The sequence below is a fragment of the Shinella sp. GW821-FHT11G07 genome (assembly GCF_058808115.1).
The window spans coordinates 318,519-334,696 of sequence record NZ_JBXARJ010000008.1 but is presented as its reverse complement, the minus strand read 5'-3'; the positions used below and the strand labels follow the sequence as shown (position 1 = coordinate 334,696).

The 16,178-nt window shown below is 54.9% G+C and carries 16 protein-coding genes; 1 reads left to right on the top strand and 15 read right to left on the bottom strand.

The window, feature by feature from the left end:
• The coding region (locus AC1RT2_RS17955; protein WP_493104004.1) for a hypothetical protein at window positions 1-738 on the top strand (738 nt) is incomplete at its 5' end.
• Here the strand turns inward: AC1RT2_RS17955 and AC1RT2_RS17950 are convergent.
• The 15 genes from AC1RT2_RS17950 to AC1RT2_RS17880 all read right to left on the bottom strand — a co-directional run bounded on the left by AC1RT2_RS17950 (window position 735) and on the right by AC1RT2_RS17880 (window position 16,150).
• Window positions 735-1,172, bottom strand: a complete 438-nt coding sequence (locus tag AC1RT2_RS17950; RefSeq protein ID WP_493104002.1) for a DUF805 domain-containing protein — start codon at window positions 1,170-1,172, stop codon at window positions 735-737. The genes AC1RT2_RS17955 and AC1RT2_RS17950 overlap by 4 nt on opposite strands.
• A 170-nt stretch (window positions 1,173-1,342) precedes the next feature.
• The gene (locus AC1RT2_RS17945) at window positions 1,343-1,843 is read right to left on the bottom strand and encodes a hypothetical protein (protein WP_493104000.1); all 501 of its coding nucleotides are present in this window, start codon (window positions 1,841-1,843) and stop codon (window positions 1,343-1,345) included.
• Window positions 1,844-1,845: 2 nt separating this feature from the next.
• On the bottom strand, window positions 1,846-2,562 hold the full coding sequence (locus AC1RT2_RS17940; protein WP_493103998.1) for a hypothetical protein: 717 nt from the start codon (window positions 2,560-2,562) through the stop codon (window positions 1,846-1,848).
• Complete coding sequence (locus AC1RT2_RS17935) at window positions 2,552-4,216, bottom strand: hypothetical protein (protein ID WP_493103996.1); 1,665 nt, start codon at window positions 4,214-4,216, stop codon at window positions 2,552-2,554. Before AC1RT2_RS17935 ends, AC1RT2_RS17940 begins: the two co-directional genes overlap by 11 nt.
• A gap of 38 nt (window positions 4,217-4,254) precedes the next feature.
• Window positions 4,255-6,369 (bottom strand): hypothetical protein, encoded by a 2,115-nt coding sequence (locus tag AC1RT2_RS17930; protein ID WP_493103994.1) that lies wholly within the window; start codon window positions 6,367-6,369, stop codon window positions 4,255-4,257.
• Window positions 6,369-7,232: a hypothetical protein gene (locus AC1RT2_RS17925; RefSeq protein ID WP_493103992.1), complete on the bottom strand. Its 864-nt coding sequence runs from the start codon at window positions 7,230-7,232 to the stop codon at window positions 6,369-6,371. The genes AC1RT2_RS17930 and AC1RT2_RS17925 overlap by 1 nt, the downstream gene beginning before the upstream one ends.
• Entirely contained in the window at window positions 7,232-8,623 is a 1,392-nt protein-coding gene (locus tag AC1RT2_RS17920; protein ID WP_493103990.1) for a hypothetical protein, read from the bottom strand. The genes AC1RT2_RS17925 and AC1RT2_RS17920 overlap by 1 nt, the downstream gene beginning before the upstream one ends.
• Window positions 8,623-11,019, bottom strand: a complete 2,397-nt coding sequence (locus AC1RT2_RS17915) for a hypothetical protein (RefSeq protein ID WP_493103988.1) — start codon at window positions 11,017-11,019, stop codon at window positions 8,623-8,625. Before AC1RT2_RS17915 ends, AC1RT2_RS17920 begins: the two co-directional genes overlap by 1 nt.
• A gap of 3 nt (window positions 11,020-11,022) precedes the next feature.
• The gene (locus AC1RT2_RS17910) at window positions 11,023-11,409 is read right to left on the bottom strand and encodes a hypothetical protein (RefSeq protein ID WP_493103985.1); all 387 of its coding nucleotides are present in this window, start codon (window positions 11,407-11,409) and stop codon (window positions 11,023-11,025) included.
• The gene (locus AC1RT2_RS17905) at window positions 11,406-11,699 is read right to left on the bottom strand and encodes a hypothetical protein (protein ID WP_493103983.1); all 294 of its coding nucleotides are present in this window, start codon (window positions 11,697-11,699) and stop codon (window positions 11,406-11,408) included. Before AC1RT2_RS17905 ends, AC1RT2_RS17910 begins: the two co-directional genes overlap by 4 nt.
• Window positions 11,700-11,726: 27 nt before the next feature.
• Complete coding sequence (locus AC1RT2_RS17900) at window positions 11,727-13,238, bottom strand: hypothetical protein (RefSeq protein WP_493103981.1); 1,512 nt, start codon at window positions 13,236-13,238, stop codon at window positions 11,727-11,729.
• Window positions 13,229-13,789, bottom strand: a complete 561-nt coding sequence (locus AC1RT2_RS17895) for a phage adaptor protein (RefSeq protein WP_493103979.1) — start codon at window positions 13,787-13,789, stop codon at window positions 13,229-13,231. The genes AC1RT2_RS17900 and AC1RT2_RS17895 overlap by 10 nt, the downstream gene beginning before the upstream one ends.
• Window positions 13,790-13,792: 3 nt before the next feature.
• A complete protein-coding gene (locus tag AC1RT2_RS17890) occupies window positions 13,793-14,134 on the bottom strand; it encodes a hypothetical protein (RefSeq protein ID WP_493103977.1) in 342 nt (113 codons plus the stop codon).
• Window positions 14,135-14,301: 167 nt separating this feature from the next.
• Window positions 14,302-15,234 carry an SU10 major capsid protein gene (locus tag AC1RT2_RS17885; RefSeq protein WP_493103975.1) on the bottom strand — a complete coding sequence of 311 codons (933 nt, stop codon included), beginning with the start codon at window positions 15,232-15,234 and terminating at the stop codon, window positions 14,302-14,304.
• A gap of 16 nt (window positions 15,235-15,250) precedes the next feature.
• Window positions 15,251-16,150 carry a hypothetical protein gene (locus AC1RT2_RS17880; RefSeq protein WP_493103973.1) on the bottom strand — a complete coding sequence of 300 codons (900 nt, stop codon included), beginning with the start codon at window positions 16,148-16,150 and terminating at the stop codon, window positions 15,251-15,253.
• Window positions 16,151-16,178 lie beyond the last annotated feature (28 nt).

Sequence of the window (16,178 nt, the reverse complement as noted above, 5' to 3'; positions counted from 1 at the left end):
CCGCTACCGCCGCAAACACCGAAACCAAAAACCGCTGGAGCGAACTCAAAACTGGATAAAACTTGGGGGCAAGGTCATGGTCAGCCTCCGATAAATACGGAAATGACCATCACTCTCTCCAAATTCTATAACTCAGTGCGTCCATCCCTATTCGACGGCAAGCTTACAGCCGATCAAGTCAAAGGGATGGACGCACTTATTTTGGCTGGCGTGGACCTTGATCTTCGCTGGCTGGCTTACGCGCTTGCCACGGCACATCACGAGACAGGGCGCAAATTCGTTCCCGTTGTCGAGAACCTGAACTACAGCGCATCGGGCCTTCTCAACACCTTCCCCAAATATTTCAGTAAGGCTGATGCAGCGAAGTACGCGCGCAACCCCGTAGCGATTGCCAACCGGGCCTATGCCAACCGCCTTGGAAACGGTGATGAGGCTTCAGGCGATGGTTTCCGCTGGAGGGGCAGGGGCCTTGTTCAGATCACCGGGCGGACCAACTACCGCCGCTTCGCACTGATTTCCGATCCTGATGCCGCCTTAGAACTGGACCGCTCTGTTTCGATCCTGCTCGACGGCATGACCAAAGGCAAATTCACCGGTCTGAAGTTCGCTGACTATTTCAACGAACGCACGACGGACTGGCGCAATGCGCGGCGCATCATCAACGGAATGGACCGTGCCGACGATATCGCCGGATACGCAAGAAAATTTCACGCGGCTCTTGAGGCAGCTTGTTCCTAACGCTTTCCGTCCGAAGGCGGCATTAACGTATAGATGAGAAGCGCAATTGTGCCGATTGGCGGTAACAAAATGAGAAGTTGATACCAACCGCTTCGGTTCGTGTCGTGCAAGCGCCGAGCGCCGACCGCGATGCTTGGCAAGAAAATAACAATGGATGTGATCAAGTTGAGTGTGCCGGACGGGTCAACCAAGTTGAAAGCGATAGCAGCGACCACCGAAGCTAGTGTCACCCACCAATAGGCTGACCGGCTTGCGCGCCCTTTGAAGTTTGCGAAATTTTTGAAGAAGCTCACCACAGACTCAACAAAATTGAGAGCCGGAGGTACGTCGCCGTATCGATTAGCGCCTGTCGGTTTGCTCGACACTACAAAATAGACGGGAAGGAAGAGGATGATTGCGAGGATCACCCAATGAACGACTGAAAAACTGCCCAAGACATAGCCCCCAATGCTGGTTGCATAGGTGCACGCTTCCGCGAGTGAAATCAATAGGTTCTATCTCAGGTTATGACTGCCAAACAGAAAAGCCGCTATCACACTGAAGCGATAGCGGCTTTCTTGCGTTGTAAAAAGGAGATTAAAACAACGCTTCTATTTAGTGTGCATCAAGCCGCCAATGCTTCATTCCACATCGTGTCGACCGTTTCCGCTGACAATTCGAGCGCTGAAGCAATAGTCAAAAGCGTCGGATTCAGCCGCTCAAACGTCGTTGAATCTTCCCACTCGATTTGCGCTTCGTCCTTCACTTGACCAGCCGGAAGTGCGGCAATCGTGCTGGTAATTGTATCTAGAGAGAAGCCGTTTCGTACCAATGTCAAACGCAATTGACGACGCGTAATCGGCTGCAATCCAGCGCGGATTTGTTCAGCGGTTGGCGCGATATACGGAAGAACTTCGTACTCGCCTTCGTTGTCGATCAGCCATTGGCGAATGGTCGGTGCGAGACCGAATTCATCGCCGGGTGCGCTGATATAAAAGCAACGATAGCGTTCGCCGTTCATGTCGGTTAGTTCGACATCTAAGCGATACACATCGGCGTCTTTCGTCGCCTGAACGGCGAATACGTCATGCAAAATTGCCGTTGGATTAGAATTTTCAATCGTCATTGTTATGCGGTCCTCTGGAGAAGCATTTCGTTGGCAACGCGTCCACGAGCACGCCAAGTTCCGGTAAGCGAAGCCCCGGCGCTGCCGTTGCCTGCGTCGACGTAACGGCTAGTCGTGCTGCTATGAATAGTCGGCACAATCGAGGCGTTACGGTCGGCGACGGCATCGGCATAGCAAATGATCGTGTGACCAAGACCGAACGCGGTGTTGTCGCGCGTGCTTCCTGTGTAGACTTCAGCCGCCGTGAAGCCGAGTGCGTGCGTGTGGGTCGTACCGGTTACACTATTGGTCGTGCTGTTCGTGATGCTTGACGGCGTACCGAGCGAGATGTTTCGATCAGCCGACAGATCGCCACCACCAAGCAGACCAAGGTTCGCATTGATCGAACGCGAAGTCGGCGGTGCACCAACATCGGCGGCGGACAGACTGATTGCGTGCGTGTGCGAAGTCGTCGTTACCGCATTGGTCGTGCTGTTCGTGAGCGTACCCGGTGTGCCAAGCGTAACCGTACGGTCGGCAGTCAAAGCACCACCACCAGACAAACCGTTACCGGCGATAATCTGGCGGGCGCGATCAGCAGGGGTAAAGCCGAGTGCGTTCGTAATGTCTGCGATTACCAGTTGCAGTTCGTGCGTGTGCGAAGTGGTCGTTACCGCATTGGTTGAACTGCCAGAAATCGAGCCGGGTGTGCCGAGCGTAATTACGCGGTCAGCGCCCAAGTTGCCCGCCACCAGTCAGACCGTTCCCGGCGGTGACGAGACGAATGGGCGTTACTGGCGTGTAGCCGATGATTGTGTTGATGCGCGATGTAGTTGCGTATGCATCAGTCCAGATGCGCGAACCATTCGCATAACCGACTTTCGTGTCGAGTTCGAAACGGAAGACTTCGGCGTAGTTTACATCGTCGTTGGACGTATCGAGATAGAGGTTGTTTGTATCGACGCGGATACGACCGTTATACGAGCTTGTCGTGCTATCGGAAAGCGTGATTGCTGGTGCAAATCCGGTGACAGTGAGACCACCAACGCCGAAATTCGAGATGCCAGTGTAAGAACCAGCCAAACGACCATTCGGCAGTGTGCCGGTAGAGTTGGTCAGATCGCGGTAATAAGCGCCGTGTTGACCATCCAGCAAGTCAGCATCAAGCGTCGAACCGGAACCATCATTGCCAGCGGTCCAAATTACATCGCTGTTGAATGACATATTGCCGGAACCATTAAGTGGGACCGACAAAACGAGACCGTCAATCAAACCGTTGTTCGCTGAACGATAGATCGCAAATGCATCAGAATTGACGCCAACCATGGCACCCAAGGTTCCGCTAGTGTCTCGGAATTGGATGTTTGGTGCGGTACCGGAAATCTTGAAGCCGGTCGTCTGTGGCGTTCCTGAAGACCACGTCACACCAGTAATGTCGATGTCGGTCGTTGACAGCGTGAAACCGCTATAAGCGCCATTCAGGCGTGCATTCGGGACCGTTCCTGCATTGAGATTGGATGCACTACGATAGAATGCGCTGTCCTGCCCATCCAGCAAATCGGCATCCAAGCCAGAGCCCGCACCATCGTTCGCGGCGGTCCAAACAGGACTACCCGCAACGGTGAGCGCGTTGGCGTTCCACACATGGCTGTTTTCGCCGGTCATGTAGATGATGCCGTTGTTCGCGAAACCGAGATATCCGGCACGAACGCCGTCGCCGTTACGGAATTCGAGCAAACCAGACCGGTCAACGGTGCCAGCGCGAAGCGACGAATAGCCGTTGTTCGCGGCGGTCGTACGGACAAGCACGGAATCCGTGACTGTCGTCGGCGCTGTAAATGTCGTGATGTTGGCGGCATTGGCAGCAAGCGTCGAAAATGTCGCGCTATTGGCGGTCAGCGCGCCTGAAATGTTGGCGGAGTTCGCGGAAATTGAGCCGTTGACGGACAGGTTGCCGGTGAATTTCGGGTCCTGCACATCGGCGGAAAGCAGAGTGAAGCTCGTGCCGTCGTATACCAGTTCAACGACCTTGTTCGCGCGGATTTGACCAGCGGTCAGCGCCGTACCGTGCGTGCTGAGAATGGACTTAGCGCCAAGCGAGTTGACGTTCAGTGTGCATGCTCCCGTGTTGTTGATGTGGGACCAAAAGCGAAGGACCATGCCTTTATAATAGGCGGTCGGTGCCTGAACGAAGGTCAGGACATAGGCTGCACCCGTGCCGGTCGAAGTGAAAATCGGGTTCGTGCGGACGAATTCACGCTTTGCAGCGCCGCGAATAGCACGAATGATCGGCGCAATCGAACTCGGGGAATATCCTCCTTGAACACCATTAGGCTGTGGCGACGTGTTGTTCGCGTCATTCTCCGACCAGTCTGCATTTACGTAATCTGTCATGGAAGCTTAGCGCCCCTCTTGTTTGTGCCTTTCGGTATTTATTGATTTTCGTCGTAGCCAAGGTCGATCAGGAATTCATCGATTGCTACAGCAAGAGCCTGATTGCCGCTGCGATTGCGAAGCGTTACCAAGTTCTTCATGTGCTGCTTGATGCCGCCCTTACGCATTTCCGCCTGACCGATATTCGCCAGCCAGTTCACGGTTGCCGGATCGGTCAACAGCTTCACGCGAGATGCGCGCGCCATGCCCCGGGAAGCGGCTTGTGCACCACCCTTCGCAGCGCCCACAAGCAAGCCAGTTGCCGCCGATCCGCCAGAAGCCATGATGCCAGCCGTTCCAAGAGCCGTGCCGAGCACGTTTTCGCGGGACAGCGGGTCCAATGATTTCAATGACGACTGATGCGCGGCGGTGTTCGAATGGTTCGCGTTCTTGCGGTACTTGGTGAAGTTTTCTGCAATGCCGCTAAGCCGATCTAGGTCCGCGCGGTACTGAGCGTTCGCGGTGCCCTTGAACATCGCGTCCTTGGCTTCCTTGGAAGTCTTGTTCCAGTTGCGCATGAACGTGCCCGGGTCGAAATCGTCGGCGCTGTTCCTGCCGAGCCGATCCACATAGCCGCCAACAACGGCGTTCCACGCATCCTTGCCGCCTTCTGACTTCTCAACCAGCCGACGCGTCGAAGCGATCCGGTTGCCGCCGTTCTTCGCGTTTGCCGTCGCCCAATTAAAGATTTTGTCGGTATCGTCGGCGGATACAATTTTGTCTGCAACCGAGCCTTTACCAAAGCCGGTTTCGTTATCAACAAGACGGCGATAGTGGTTGTTTGCCTTTCGGAAGGCTTGCTGCGCATCGGGACCGCTTGCCAGCGCCGTATTCTGCATGTCGTCGGAAAGCGAGCGGTACAGCCCGTCGAGATGACCTTTCATCACCTTGTCGGTTTCGTCGGCGGCAAGCTTGCCGATGGTCGTGCGAGCTTCCTTGATCTTGTCGAAGCTCACGCCGTTCTGCGCATCGGCAACGATGGCTTTCGCCTGTTCAATTATGCGATCTGTCTGCGATCCGCGTGTCAGCTTATCGAATTCACCGAAACCAGCGCGTTCGCCTTCCAACTTCTGAAGGAAACCAGCCGTGCTATCGACAACGGCAGGCGATGTGATCTTTTCACCGGCTTGGCGATACAGGTCATTCGAGCGAGCGAAACCAGCTTCCTTTGCAAGTTCTGCCTGTCGGCGAAGTGCTTCACCAGCTTCAGCGATTGATTGCGGCTGATCTGTAAGACCGCCGATGATGCGAGAGAATTCGTTATCCTGCGCTTGAAAGGCCTGCTGAATGCGGTCTTCGATGACGTGACCGCTACGGGTCGGGATAAGCGCATGTTCAAGCTTTGCTGCACGATCTGAACCGGTCGCCATGCCAACGGTTGGTTCGACGCCAATCGCGCGGTAGTCGGCAGCACGAGCCGCGATTTCCGGTGTTTCGTCCATTTCGCCGATGATCCGGCGGTTCCACGCGTTCTTACCGGCTTTGAGACCGTGACCGATTAGACGACCAGCGCCTTCGCCAGCCGCGCCCATGGCGATGTTCGTGCCTGTGTCGCGGAGATATTCGCCGGTTGTGCGGGTGTCTTCGTTGCCGAACCACCAGTTCAAGCCGCGTTGCGTGAGGTCACGCGCACCAGCCGCACCAACACCAGCACCGGCAACCGCGCCACCGACGCCGCCCGTAGCCGTACCAACGACCGGGACCGCCGAACCGGCAATCGCACCACCAACGCCACCAACGGCAGCGCCGCCGATACCGCCAACGGTTTCAGCCGCTTCAGGGACAATACTGGCGAAATCCGAAAGGGACGGAACCCAGCCCTCTTGGTTGTACTTGTTTGTACGCCCGGTCTCGGGATTGGTGTAAATGAAGTTCTGGTCGCCATTCGGCACGGCATCGGGGAAGAAACGGCGCAATGCGGTCAGGCGGTCTTCGTCTTTGTCGAGCGCGCCAACTGCCATGCGGACCATAGCGGGCGCTTCGGCAGAATCGTCAATGTTCGTGGCGTCTGGACCTGTAACCGTGCCGAAGATATCGCTGCCTTCGATGGCGCGTTTCTTCCAATCCGGTAGAACGGTTGAACCTGCAATGGCTCGTTGTTTCCAATCTGACATTAAAGCAGAAAACCCCCAATCCCGCCGAGTCCGCCCCGGCGTTTGCGTTTATTGAGCCCCGGCACTTCGGTGCCCATGAGCGAAATCTCAATCGGCGATGCGACACGACTACGCGCGGCATTCGCCTGTATTTGGCTATTTAGCTGATTGTCCTGCGCTGCCATGGCTTGTGCGAAACCGCCAAGGCCTGAGAAGGCGTCCATAACCTTGTCTGTACCGACGCCGCCAATGGTCGAAGGAACCTGTGCGTTCTTGCCCGTTATGCGATTGAACGCCTGAACAAGCGGACCATTCAAGGACTTCGGCTTTTCGGCAACGGGCGTGGTGTCGGCGCTGGCTTTTGCTGCCATCACTTCGGCAATCGGATCATACGTCTTGTTCTTCACGGACTCCGCAATGACCGTCGAGGAAACGACCGGATCGGCGGAACCCTTGGAACCGTTGTAGGCATCGCGCAACCAGCCGGGAGCGTTGTCGCCCTTGCCGCCAGCACCCCATACCCCGGGCTTTCCCATGCCGACATGCATCGTGCCTTCGCCCATGTAACCGGGACCAGCGCCGAAGCCGGTGATACCAGCCTCTTTGCCCTTGCGGACGATGTCTTCGAATATCGGGCGGTCTTCAGGATTTGCCCAATTGAGGCGTCGGTCTCCTTGGTAGAACCGCATATCGCCAGCGCCACCGTGGTCGTGGCGGACAGAGCCGGTACGCTGAGAACCTTCGCCAATGCCGTCTTGTCCACCCGAAAACACTTCGGCGGTGATGCCCATTTGTTCAAGGTAGGCGAGCCGCTTCAGAAGATCGTCCGAAAGCGGCTTATTCCTCGTAGCCCCGGAATTGGCGTAACGGATGTAGTTCGCCATTAGCGCTTCACCCGCTTCGTTCCCGGCGGATCGTCATCGAAGCTGAACGTGGTGCCAGACGGCAGGGCTTCGAACTGTTCCTGTGTGGAGACAACGACGCCAGCCGGAACGGCGGACGAACCGGTATCGCCAGTGGATGAGGTAAATTCCTTGAACCCCGCGTACGGGTTCGGCAGTGCGCGGATTTCGGCTTCGGCTTCTTGCCATGTGATTTCGTTACGCTGCGCTTTCGATGCGATTTCAGCGGCGGCAATCTTGTTCTCGGAAATGCCCTTCATCGTCTGTGCGATGATGGCGTTACCCTGCGGGTTTCGGCTAAGGGACGGGATAGACGCGAGGTATTGCTTCGCGTCGAAGTCGGACGTGGCACCAGCACCGGCAGGACGCAAGTTTGGCGCGATACGCGATGTGATCGAGTCGAACGCCTGCGCTTCCGAAAGACCGTCGATATCGATGCCGAGCGCTTCCGCATACGGACCAGCGGACAGCTTGAATTCGGCAACCTTGCCGGTTCCGATCTTGCTGCCAAGGTCCATCAACATTTCCATATCCGACACCATCTGCGGTGCGGCACTGCCAGCTTCCACAATGGTAGCGAGACGTTTCGCGGCTTCTTCGTCGGACTTCTCAGCGAACTTGTTTGAGTTCTGACCAACCGTGACCGTCGTCGCACCGGCTTTCTTGCTCGCGCGCATCCACGTTGTGAAGTCTTCGGGTGCTTCACCCGTTGCGGTTGCTTGTTCGACATACAGGTTGTATTCGCGGATGTCGTCCGTCTGGCGGAAGGCTTCTTCACCAGATACGCGACCGCCAGCCTTGAAGCGTTCGGTTGCGCCAAGACCCTCGTTATAGCCGGGTGCGGCTTCGAAACCATCAGCGCCAACCGTGAGACCGGCTTTCGCGCCTGTCTGCTGAAGCTGCTGGATCATACCGAGCGTATCGCGGGCACCGGCATCGTCGCCAACGGAAACCTGATATTGGAGGTACTGCTTCAACTGGTCGATGGAATAGCCCATGTCGCCGTTGTCGCCACCGGCAAACAGGCCTTCGCGAAGCTTCGCAGCTTGTTCGGCTTGCTGAAGTTTCTGTTCCGATTCCTGTGCGGCGGCGCGCTGTTTGGCGAATGTGGCGTCGGCAACAAGGCTTTCGTCATATCCGGCAACACCAGTGCCAACGCCCGCACCGAGCGCGGAAAGGAAGTTGGTAGGCTTCATCGAAGGACCACCAGCCATCATCATGCCAGCGCCGCCTTGCATAAGAGCACGAGCGAGGGCGCGTTTCTTGTCCTCATCTTCGGGCAAAAACTGCGAAAGGAAGTTCTGGCGGTCAGGCGAAACGACCTGTTTTAGATCGTTTCCGCCGCTCTTTTTGAAGAAATCGAATACGCCCATTATGCTGCCCTCGCTACGAACGAAGCAACGTCAATGTGCTTCCTTCCGTCAATCTCAACGACCGCTTCCGGGTGCTCTTCTTCAAGCTCTTCCGCAATCGGACCAATCCAGATTTTCTGTTCTGGATCGTCTATGTATGAGAACGAATAGATTGGCAGTTCCAAGCCATTCGTGAGCGGCATGTGACCAACAATCGAGTGCATAATTTTCGCAGCACGCGTACACAAAGCGAACAGACCAGCAAGCGATGACAAACCACCAAGAACCTGTGCACCAGTGTTCGAGTAGACTGGCGTAGTTTGGTTCTGATATCCACCGCCTTGCAGCATGTTAAGGAAGTTCTGCACGTTCTGAATAGGCTGCTGTTCTTTCCTATCCCATTTGTTGATGTCAGCCTGAAGTTCAAGCGTCGAACGGTCGTCCCTCTGCTGACCCACGCCCGCCAATTGCTGATACGGAAGGAACTGGTTGTTGTACGCATCAGCCGACTGACCAGCCGCCTGAAGACGCTGGTTGTTCAGGTTCGATTGATAGCTATTCTGTGCATTAGCCGCGTTCATGCGCTGGTCATTCGACGCAAGCATGTTCTGGATATTCGACTGATAGTTGTTGTTCATCATATTCAGACCTTGCATCTGATATGCACGGTCCTGATTGAACTGATCGTTCATCGAATTTGCCGCATTCAAGCGCTGAGTCTGCTGAGAATCGTTCAGGTTCCCATAGAGTTGTGCGCCCTGCATACGCGTATTTTGCTGCTGATTAAGCAAGTCGCCGTATGCGGTCGTGGCATTCAAACGCTGTTGATTCTGATCGCTCGAAAGCTGTCCATACTGCTGATTTCCGGCAAGGCGCTGGCTCTGCTGACTGTCATTGACGTTCGCCCAATTCTGGTTGCCCGCAAGGCGCTGAGCTTGCTGTTGGCTGTACGCATCAGTGAGCGCATTCGCCGAATTCAAACGCTGCTGGTTCTGATCGCTGGCAAGTTGTCCGTACTGCTGGTTAGCGTTCAAACGAGCGTTCTGTTGGCTATCGTTGAGCGCACCGAGCGAGTTGGCGGCATTCAACTGTTGCTGCTGTTGCTGACCGTACATATCGCCGTACATTTGGGTTCCAGCGTTGCGCATCTGCTGTTGCGAATTCTGAAGATCGCCGTACATTTGCGTGCCCTGCATGCGGTTCTGCTGTTGCGCATTGCTCGTCTGCGAAAGGGCTTGATTCGCCTGCATCTGGTTTTGCTGATCCGCGTTGTAGAGGCTACCGTATTGGTTAGCCGCCGACATCTGGCGATCTTTGTCAGTGTTGAACTGATTGCCGTACATTTGCGTCGCGACATCAGCCATGGCGGTGCTGGCAGCGGTTTCGGCGTTGTTGCGCTGAGTAGCGAATGCACCGCTGCCGAGCCTGCCCATAGCGGCTGCTTGGCTATCAATGCCCGGGTTCGTGACGTTCTTCAGCTTGTCGGCGATCTTATCTTGCTGGCTGGAAACCATCTGATCGAGATACGGATTGTTGCCGATTTCCGCACCGGAAGCCGTCTTCTTCAGCATATCCATCGCAGGGTTGTTGCCATTGGCGAGATTGTTCGCCTGTGTGTTCTGAAGACCGGATGCAGCATTGGTGTACTGGTTGTAACCAGCTGCCTGACCAACTGCGCTGTTCTGGAAATTGCCAGCCTGTGCAGCCTGTGCGAGGGCAGGATTCTGCGCACCAAGCATCTGCTGGATATTACCGATGGCGGAATTCTGATAGCCGGTCATGCCCTGCGTATTGTGGAGCGCCGGGTTGGAGAAGTCTTGCAGGTTGTTCAGCCGGTCGATGCCGCCGTTCGTGAAATTCGAAAGCTGTTGTGCTTGTTCGGCAGCGCCATTGGTGTAATTCGCTGATATACCGGCGTTCTCGATAGCAGGGTTGTTAAAGTTCTGGAGGTTCTTCAGATCGTTAGCAGCGCCATTCTGAAAATTGCCGAAATTCGCCGCTTGCTCAGTCGCCTTGTTGGTGTAGTTCTGATCGAATTTCCCGGGCGAATTAGCAGTCTTGCCGTTCGCGATATTGCTAACGAGCTTGTCTGTCGGGTTCTTGCCGAGTTCAACGCCCTTTTGCAGATCAGTCAGCGTCTTGTTCGACGGCGACTGCATCGTCTGGTTCATGATCGAATTGACGGTCTTGTTCGCGTTCGTGAGCGCCGATTGATCGCCGTTACGAGCAAGGTTTTCGATACCCTTTAGCGCGTCGGTCGTTGCCTTCGACTGGTCAGCAATGTTCTTGCCTTCCCAAGGCTTCGGGGAGCCATTTTTAAAAAGCTGGTCGGCAAGTTTGTATTGCTCAAGGATGTACGGTTTCGCGCCGTCCCAAGGTTCAGTTTTGGTAGTCGTTTCTTTTGGTGCTGAAGGCATTGGTTATAGCTCCTTGAAGAGTTCTTCTTGTCCTTTCTGGAACCCATTTCGCTGCAAGACAGCGTTGAATTCCTTTCGTGGTTGTCCTACGATTTTCGTGTATCCCAACGCCTTTAGGTAATATCCAACGACCACATGGGCCTTCATGATTTCGCGTAGGGACTTGTTCCTTTCGCCGCCAATAAGCAGCACATTTGCAATCTTTTCGCCGTCAACAACGCATAGCTGAAGCACGGATGCGGCGCGTTCTGTCGTGATAAATGTCCACTCATCAGAACGAAGCTTTTCGAGCAGCGTTTCTTCGGTGATCTTCGTTGGATCATGCGCGATAGCGGCAAGCAGCCAATCCCGAACACGCTGATATTCGTCCTCTGTGAAACCAACCCTCATACGCCGAACACCGCGAAATCGAACGGTCGTGCGGTCGTTGCGGATGTGTGACCGACAACGAAGCTGCCGTTACCGATAGACGACACAAATGCAGATGCAGACGCCGCATTTGCATTGCGCGCCTGAATGAAAATCTTGCTCTGCGATGTGACCTTTGGATCGGTGACAGTCGTCGTGGTTGCCGTGTTGGCAAGCGAAAACGAGCCGGTGTTCTCGCTGATCGCGGCGACGACTGAGTTCAAAACTGTGGTGACTTGCCGGGAGTCGGCATGGTTATAGACTCGTTCCACTTTCCTTTCCGTGTTTCGGGTATTTAGCTATCGCCGCCCCGCTGCCTTCGCATCTACCTGCAAAGCGTACGCACGCTTCCATTCGCCATCGATAGTGACCTTGAACCTTTGATACCGGCTCTTCTCACGGAAGTAGCAAAAACCAGTTTCGGCGTTGGCTTCCTTCTGGTCGGACCAGTCGAGGTCTTTGTTCTGTAGCGACTTGGTGCCGACTGATACGCGTGCCGTGCCTTCACCTTCGAACAGCGGACGCGCGGCGCTGACAATGGCGATATCCGCGCCGTTCTGGCTGACCTGTCGCGAAAGCTGATATTCGGGCGTCTCGATTTCGAGCGGCATCGTCGGACCACCGAAGCTGTAGACAGCGCCGGTAGAATTCATTGCCCAAAGCATCGCCTTACCGCCTGCCCAAATCGGATCGTCAAAGGAGCTTGGGACGGCGTTGATGGTGACAAACTCGTCAAGCTGATCCAGCGTGAACGGCAGGCTCATGCTGTTGAAGATGAAGTGCGTGGTAGCAGTCGCTGTCGTCCACTCGCCTGTGTTGTAGTTGAAGATCAGCATCATGTCCGGAACGCCCGGGGTCGCGTCCTCGCTGCAATACTGCCAATAGACGAGCGTTTCGCGCGGATCGGCGGCAACGGTCATATAGTTGGCTTGGGTCAGGTCAGCGGTATCGAGGAACCACTTATCGATTTTGCCAGCGCCGATTGGGGTAAGCTGACCCTGGGAAAGCTGGTAGAACCCGTCATCTGAGATGAAGAAGTGTTTGCCTTCGACCGTGATGACGGACTCGGGGACCGAACAGCCTTTGCCAACGACGCGGTCGGTGAACTGGAAAATATATGGCGCACCAACGAACTGCATTTGGACGATGCCGCGTTGCAAAAGCAGGTAGCAGGAGTCATCGGCGACGATTCCAGTGATGGCACCGAAGCCGACGACATCCTGAAAATCCGCCATGGTCGAAGGGCTAAATGTCCAATCAGATGGGGCTTCAAGACCTGACCAGCGGACACGGTAGGGAACAGCGCCATCAAGCGCGTCATAGGTGTTGCCAAGGATGACGAAGCCCTTGTGCGTGTTTATGTGCCTGCCTTTCACCAATGTGGTGAGATTGGCGAACTGCACGTCGGCGTTCATGTCGATGAATTGCGGCTCATCAAGATAGTTCGTTGCGATCTGTAGCGAGCCGTATTCGCAGAATTTCCAGCGTTCATCGCCTGTGGTGTTGTAGCCAGCCGTTCGACCGATGGATGTCCATTTGCGGTCAACGGCGGACAGCTTGTAGAGCTTCCCGGCATCGCCTGAGTACACACGCGCATTGCCAAGCCGGTCTTGCCCTACGGCTGAACCGAGCGGCATCGATGTCATAGACGTGTTGGAATAGAGCGTGGCGCTCTTCAGCGGGAAGAACGTGACGTTACCCTGACCACCGCCGCGACCGGGCGTGCAGTTATGGGCGCGCACAAGGCCCGGGCTGTTGAGCGCCGGGACATCGGGCATGAAGCTGCTGAAACCGACATCGATCAAAGCCATGTCCCGGTATCCATAATGATAGTGCCGGTCTGGCGTCCGCGCCGGTCGTCTTCAGCAGCCACGCCAAGGGCTTCCTGAAGGGCCTGGCTTTCGATCTGGACGCCTTCCGGGTCCTTCTCGAATTGGTAGAAGGCCTTCATCACGGCAGCGAGGTACACGCCGACGTGGCGGTCAAACAGCCAGTTCGTTTGCGTTTCGGTCAGATCGGAGAAGGCTGAATGGTAGACGATATCAACCGTGCTATCCGGTTCGCCAACAAAGACCAGATCGTCGGCGACACGAAAATAGCCGACTTGTCCTTCAAGCAGGGTGGCGCTCGTCGGTGATACGGGCTTGTATGTTCGGGTGCCGGTGATCGAACGAATTTCGATGAAGTCAGCGGGTAGGGTGGTTGTACCATCCGTTACCGTGAGCGTGACACTCTTCTCAGCCAGATAATGCTTCACGAGCGGGCGAAGATAGGCTTCAGCGCGACGGATAAAGGTGACGATTGGCGCGTCATCACGGATGGTCAGCGCGTTGATGTGGGCAATGAATTCGTCGTAGGTCAACGGTTAAAGCCTCCACGAATTAGTGCGAAGCTTCTGGAAATCAGCATCGTTCAGGCGGCGCTTTAGGGCTTCGGGATCGGATGTGATACCTTCGCGCTGCCAATCGTAGAAGAGGCCCACAGGAATGTGTGCGATTCGGACTGTGTCACCATGTGATCCGGTCGAATTGAATGAGTTTTGAGCTTGTGAATTTTCGTCCAAAATCGCTTGGATCACATCGGGCTTCCATTCGGTTGTGATGCGGAGTTGATCACCGTCGCGTGTCATCCAAACCCAATATTCGGGTGTTTCTTCCCAAAGGACAGTACCGTGTGTGACCAAGTCACCGGCAGTTAGATCGAGCATTAGCGTTCCCTGTGTTTTTGTCTATTTAGGGAACAGCGAAAATAGAAAGAGCGCCCCGAAGAGCGCTCCTAAGTTTGGTCCTGAAGTTGTTGGTTTTATCAGCCGTGAAAATAGAAAGAGCGCCCCGAAGAGCGCTCCTAAGTTTGGTCCTGAAGTTGTTGGTTTTATCAGCCGTTCAGGTCGGCAATCTTCGCAGAACCACTTTCATTCAACGACTCAAGCGTGACTTCAGTAACGATCTGAACCTTGTCGGAGTCGCCGACTTTACCAAGCTCATTCTTCGTGTAACCACGATAGACAGCCTGCTTCCACAAGTCGGGATCATAAGCAATTACCGTGGTCGTGGACATATGGCGATGAGCTTGGATATCGTAGACCCCGAAATCTCCGTTATAGACATCGACACCGGCGTAGATCGTCTTTTCCTTGGCAAGCTGCTGCTTTGTGCCGCCGCCATTGAACGTGGAAAGCTTTGCCTTAAGTGACGGCGGGGCGATGATCTTGGAAACTGATCCACCGGCACTGTATGCCGATTGGAGGCCTGTTTTCAGAAGTTCTTCTGTGAACGCGCGTCCAGTGCCAGCGGTAGGAGCGGCAACAAGACCAGTGCCAAAATTGTAGCCGGTTGAGGCGCCGTTCGCGCCATGAAGGCTGTTCGAAGAAATCCAAGATTCCATACCGGCAAGCTTGCGATTACCGGAGGCAACAGAAGCGTTTCCGCTCACGAACGCGGCTTCTACATCACGACGGAGTTCCTTGCCGGCTTTGGCGATCTGCCGAGCCATTTCGTCTTTAGCGCCAACAGTATCGGCAGCGCGAAGCGAACCAGAAACCATGACAGTTTTGGTGAAAATCTGAGCATGGTTTGCAAGGCGTTCCGGCGTAGAAAGCGTAGCGTCGGCGGCATCAGCACCTTCAGCGGCAGCGTTATCCTTGTTGACAGCCGCCAGATCGTCGCGGAAAAATTCGTGTGTCTTCTGCGTTGCTTTTGTTTTGCCGATGGACGACGTAAAAGGAACGTCTTCCGGAGAAATCATGCTGATTACAGTGTCGAGCGACTCTTTAACGTGAGCAGCATTGGTTGAAGTAAGAACGGGCATTTATTTTACCTTCTAGTTAGAGCAAGCCCTTAATGAGCGCAGCGGCATCACTAATGTTGCGGGATTTGTTGAATTTGTCGTACTGAGCGCGATCAAAATCGGTGGTGTTACGCGAACCATTCTTCTGCGAAATGACCGGCTTCTTCTCAATCTTGGCGACTACTTCCGGCACGGCTTTGTGCTTTTCGCGCAGTTGCAGATAGTCGTAGACCAAAGAGATAATCCGGTGGTCGTTAAGGCCTTGCAGTTCTTCGCCGCTAAACTGGTACTCGCCCAAGAGAGAAGCCATGCTTTCAAGCGCGGCGTCGGACTTGGCTTTGTCCTTCAGTTCCGGATAGCGTTCCAACAGCTTTGCGCCTGACTCCTTTAGCGCGTATTCGTGCTGTTCGCGTTCGTATTCGGCTTGCTTGGCACGTACGTGCTGCTCTGCTTCAATGAGTTGGCGGACAGTTGCTTCGCGCCTCTGCCATGCATTTTGCTGGCGCAAATATTCGCCCGGGTCATTTTCGATTAGGAATTCCCAATCCGGCTCGTCCATCGTACGAAACTGAACAGCAAGCTCTTGCTTGATCGCTTCAATACTCTGTAGGGCCTGTACACGGACTTCGTTCACGTCGCGCTGGTTCTGCTGATACGTACGGCGTTCTTCGGCAAGTGCCTGAGTTTTCCGCGTGTAGTCAGCCTGTTTCATGAAGCCGCTTTTGAGGTCGGTTAGCGAAATCTGTTCGCCGTCGATATCGAAAAACGTGTCTTCAATCGGCTCGACAACGTCTTCGGTTGTCGGTACTTCAACATGCTCTTGAGGTTGCTCCACAGAGTCTTCAGGCACGTCCATTGATTGGCTAATCAGGTTAGCCGCTTCATTGATGTCGATGCTTGCAGTTCCCGTATCTTCGGGATTATTGCTTTCGTCCATTTATCGTCTTTAATTCCTTTTCTGAAAT

Coding starts and splice junctions, on each gene's coding strand:
- AC1RT2_RS17945 (WP_493104000.1), bottom strand. CDS start 1,843: ATGACGATTGAAAATTCTAATCCAACGGCAATTTTGCATGACGTATTC.
- AC1RT2_RS17935 (WP_493103996.1), bottom strand. CDS start 4,216: ATGACAGATTACGTAAATGCAGACTGGTCGGAGAATGACGCGAACAAC.
- AC1RT2_RS17930 (WP_493103994.1), bottom strand. CDS start 6,369: ATGTCAGATTGGAAACAACGAGCCATTGCAGGTTCAACCGTTCTACCG.
- AC1RT2_RS17925 (WP_493103992.1), bottom strand. CDS start 7,232: ATGGCGAACTACATCCGTTACGCCAATTCCGGGGCTACGAGGAATAAG.
- AC1RT2_RS17920 (WP_493103990.1), bottom strand. CDS start 8,623: ATGGGCGTATTCGATTTCTTCAAAAAGAGCGGCGGAAACGATCTAAAA.
- AC1RT2_RS17915 (WP_493103988.1), bottom strand. CDS start 11,019: ATGCCTTCAGCACCAAAAGAAACGACTACCAAAACTGAACCTTGGGAC.
- AC1RT2_RS17910 (WP_493103985.1), bottom strand. CDS start 11,409: ATGAGGGTTGGTTTCACAGAGGACGAATATCAGCGTGTTCGGGATTGG.
- AC1RT2_RS17900 (WP_493103981.1), bottom strand. CDS start 13,238: ATGGCTTTGATCGATGTCGGTTTCAGCAGCTTCATGCCCGATGTCCCG.
- AC1RT2_RS17890 (WP_493103977.1), bottom strand. CDS start 14,134: ATGCTCGATCTAACTGCCGGTGACTTGGTCACACACGGTACTGTCCTT.
- AC1RT2_RS17885 (WP_493103975.1), bottom strand. CDS start 15,234: ATGCCCGTTCTTACTTCAACCAATGCTGCTCACGTTAAAGAGTCGCTC.
- AC1RT2_RS17880 (WP_493103973.1), bottom strand. CDS start 16,150: ATGGACGAAAGCAATAATCCCGAAGATACGGGAACTGCAAGCATCGAC.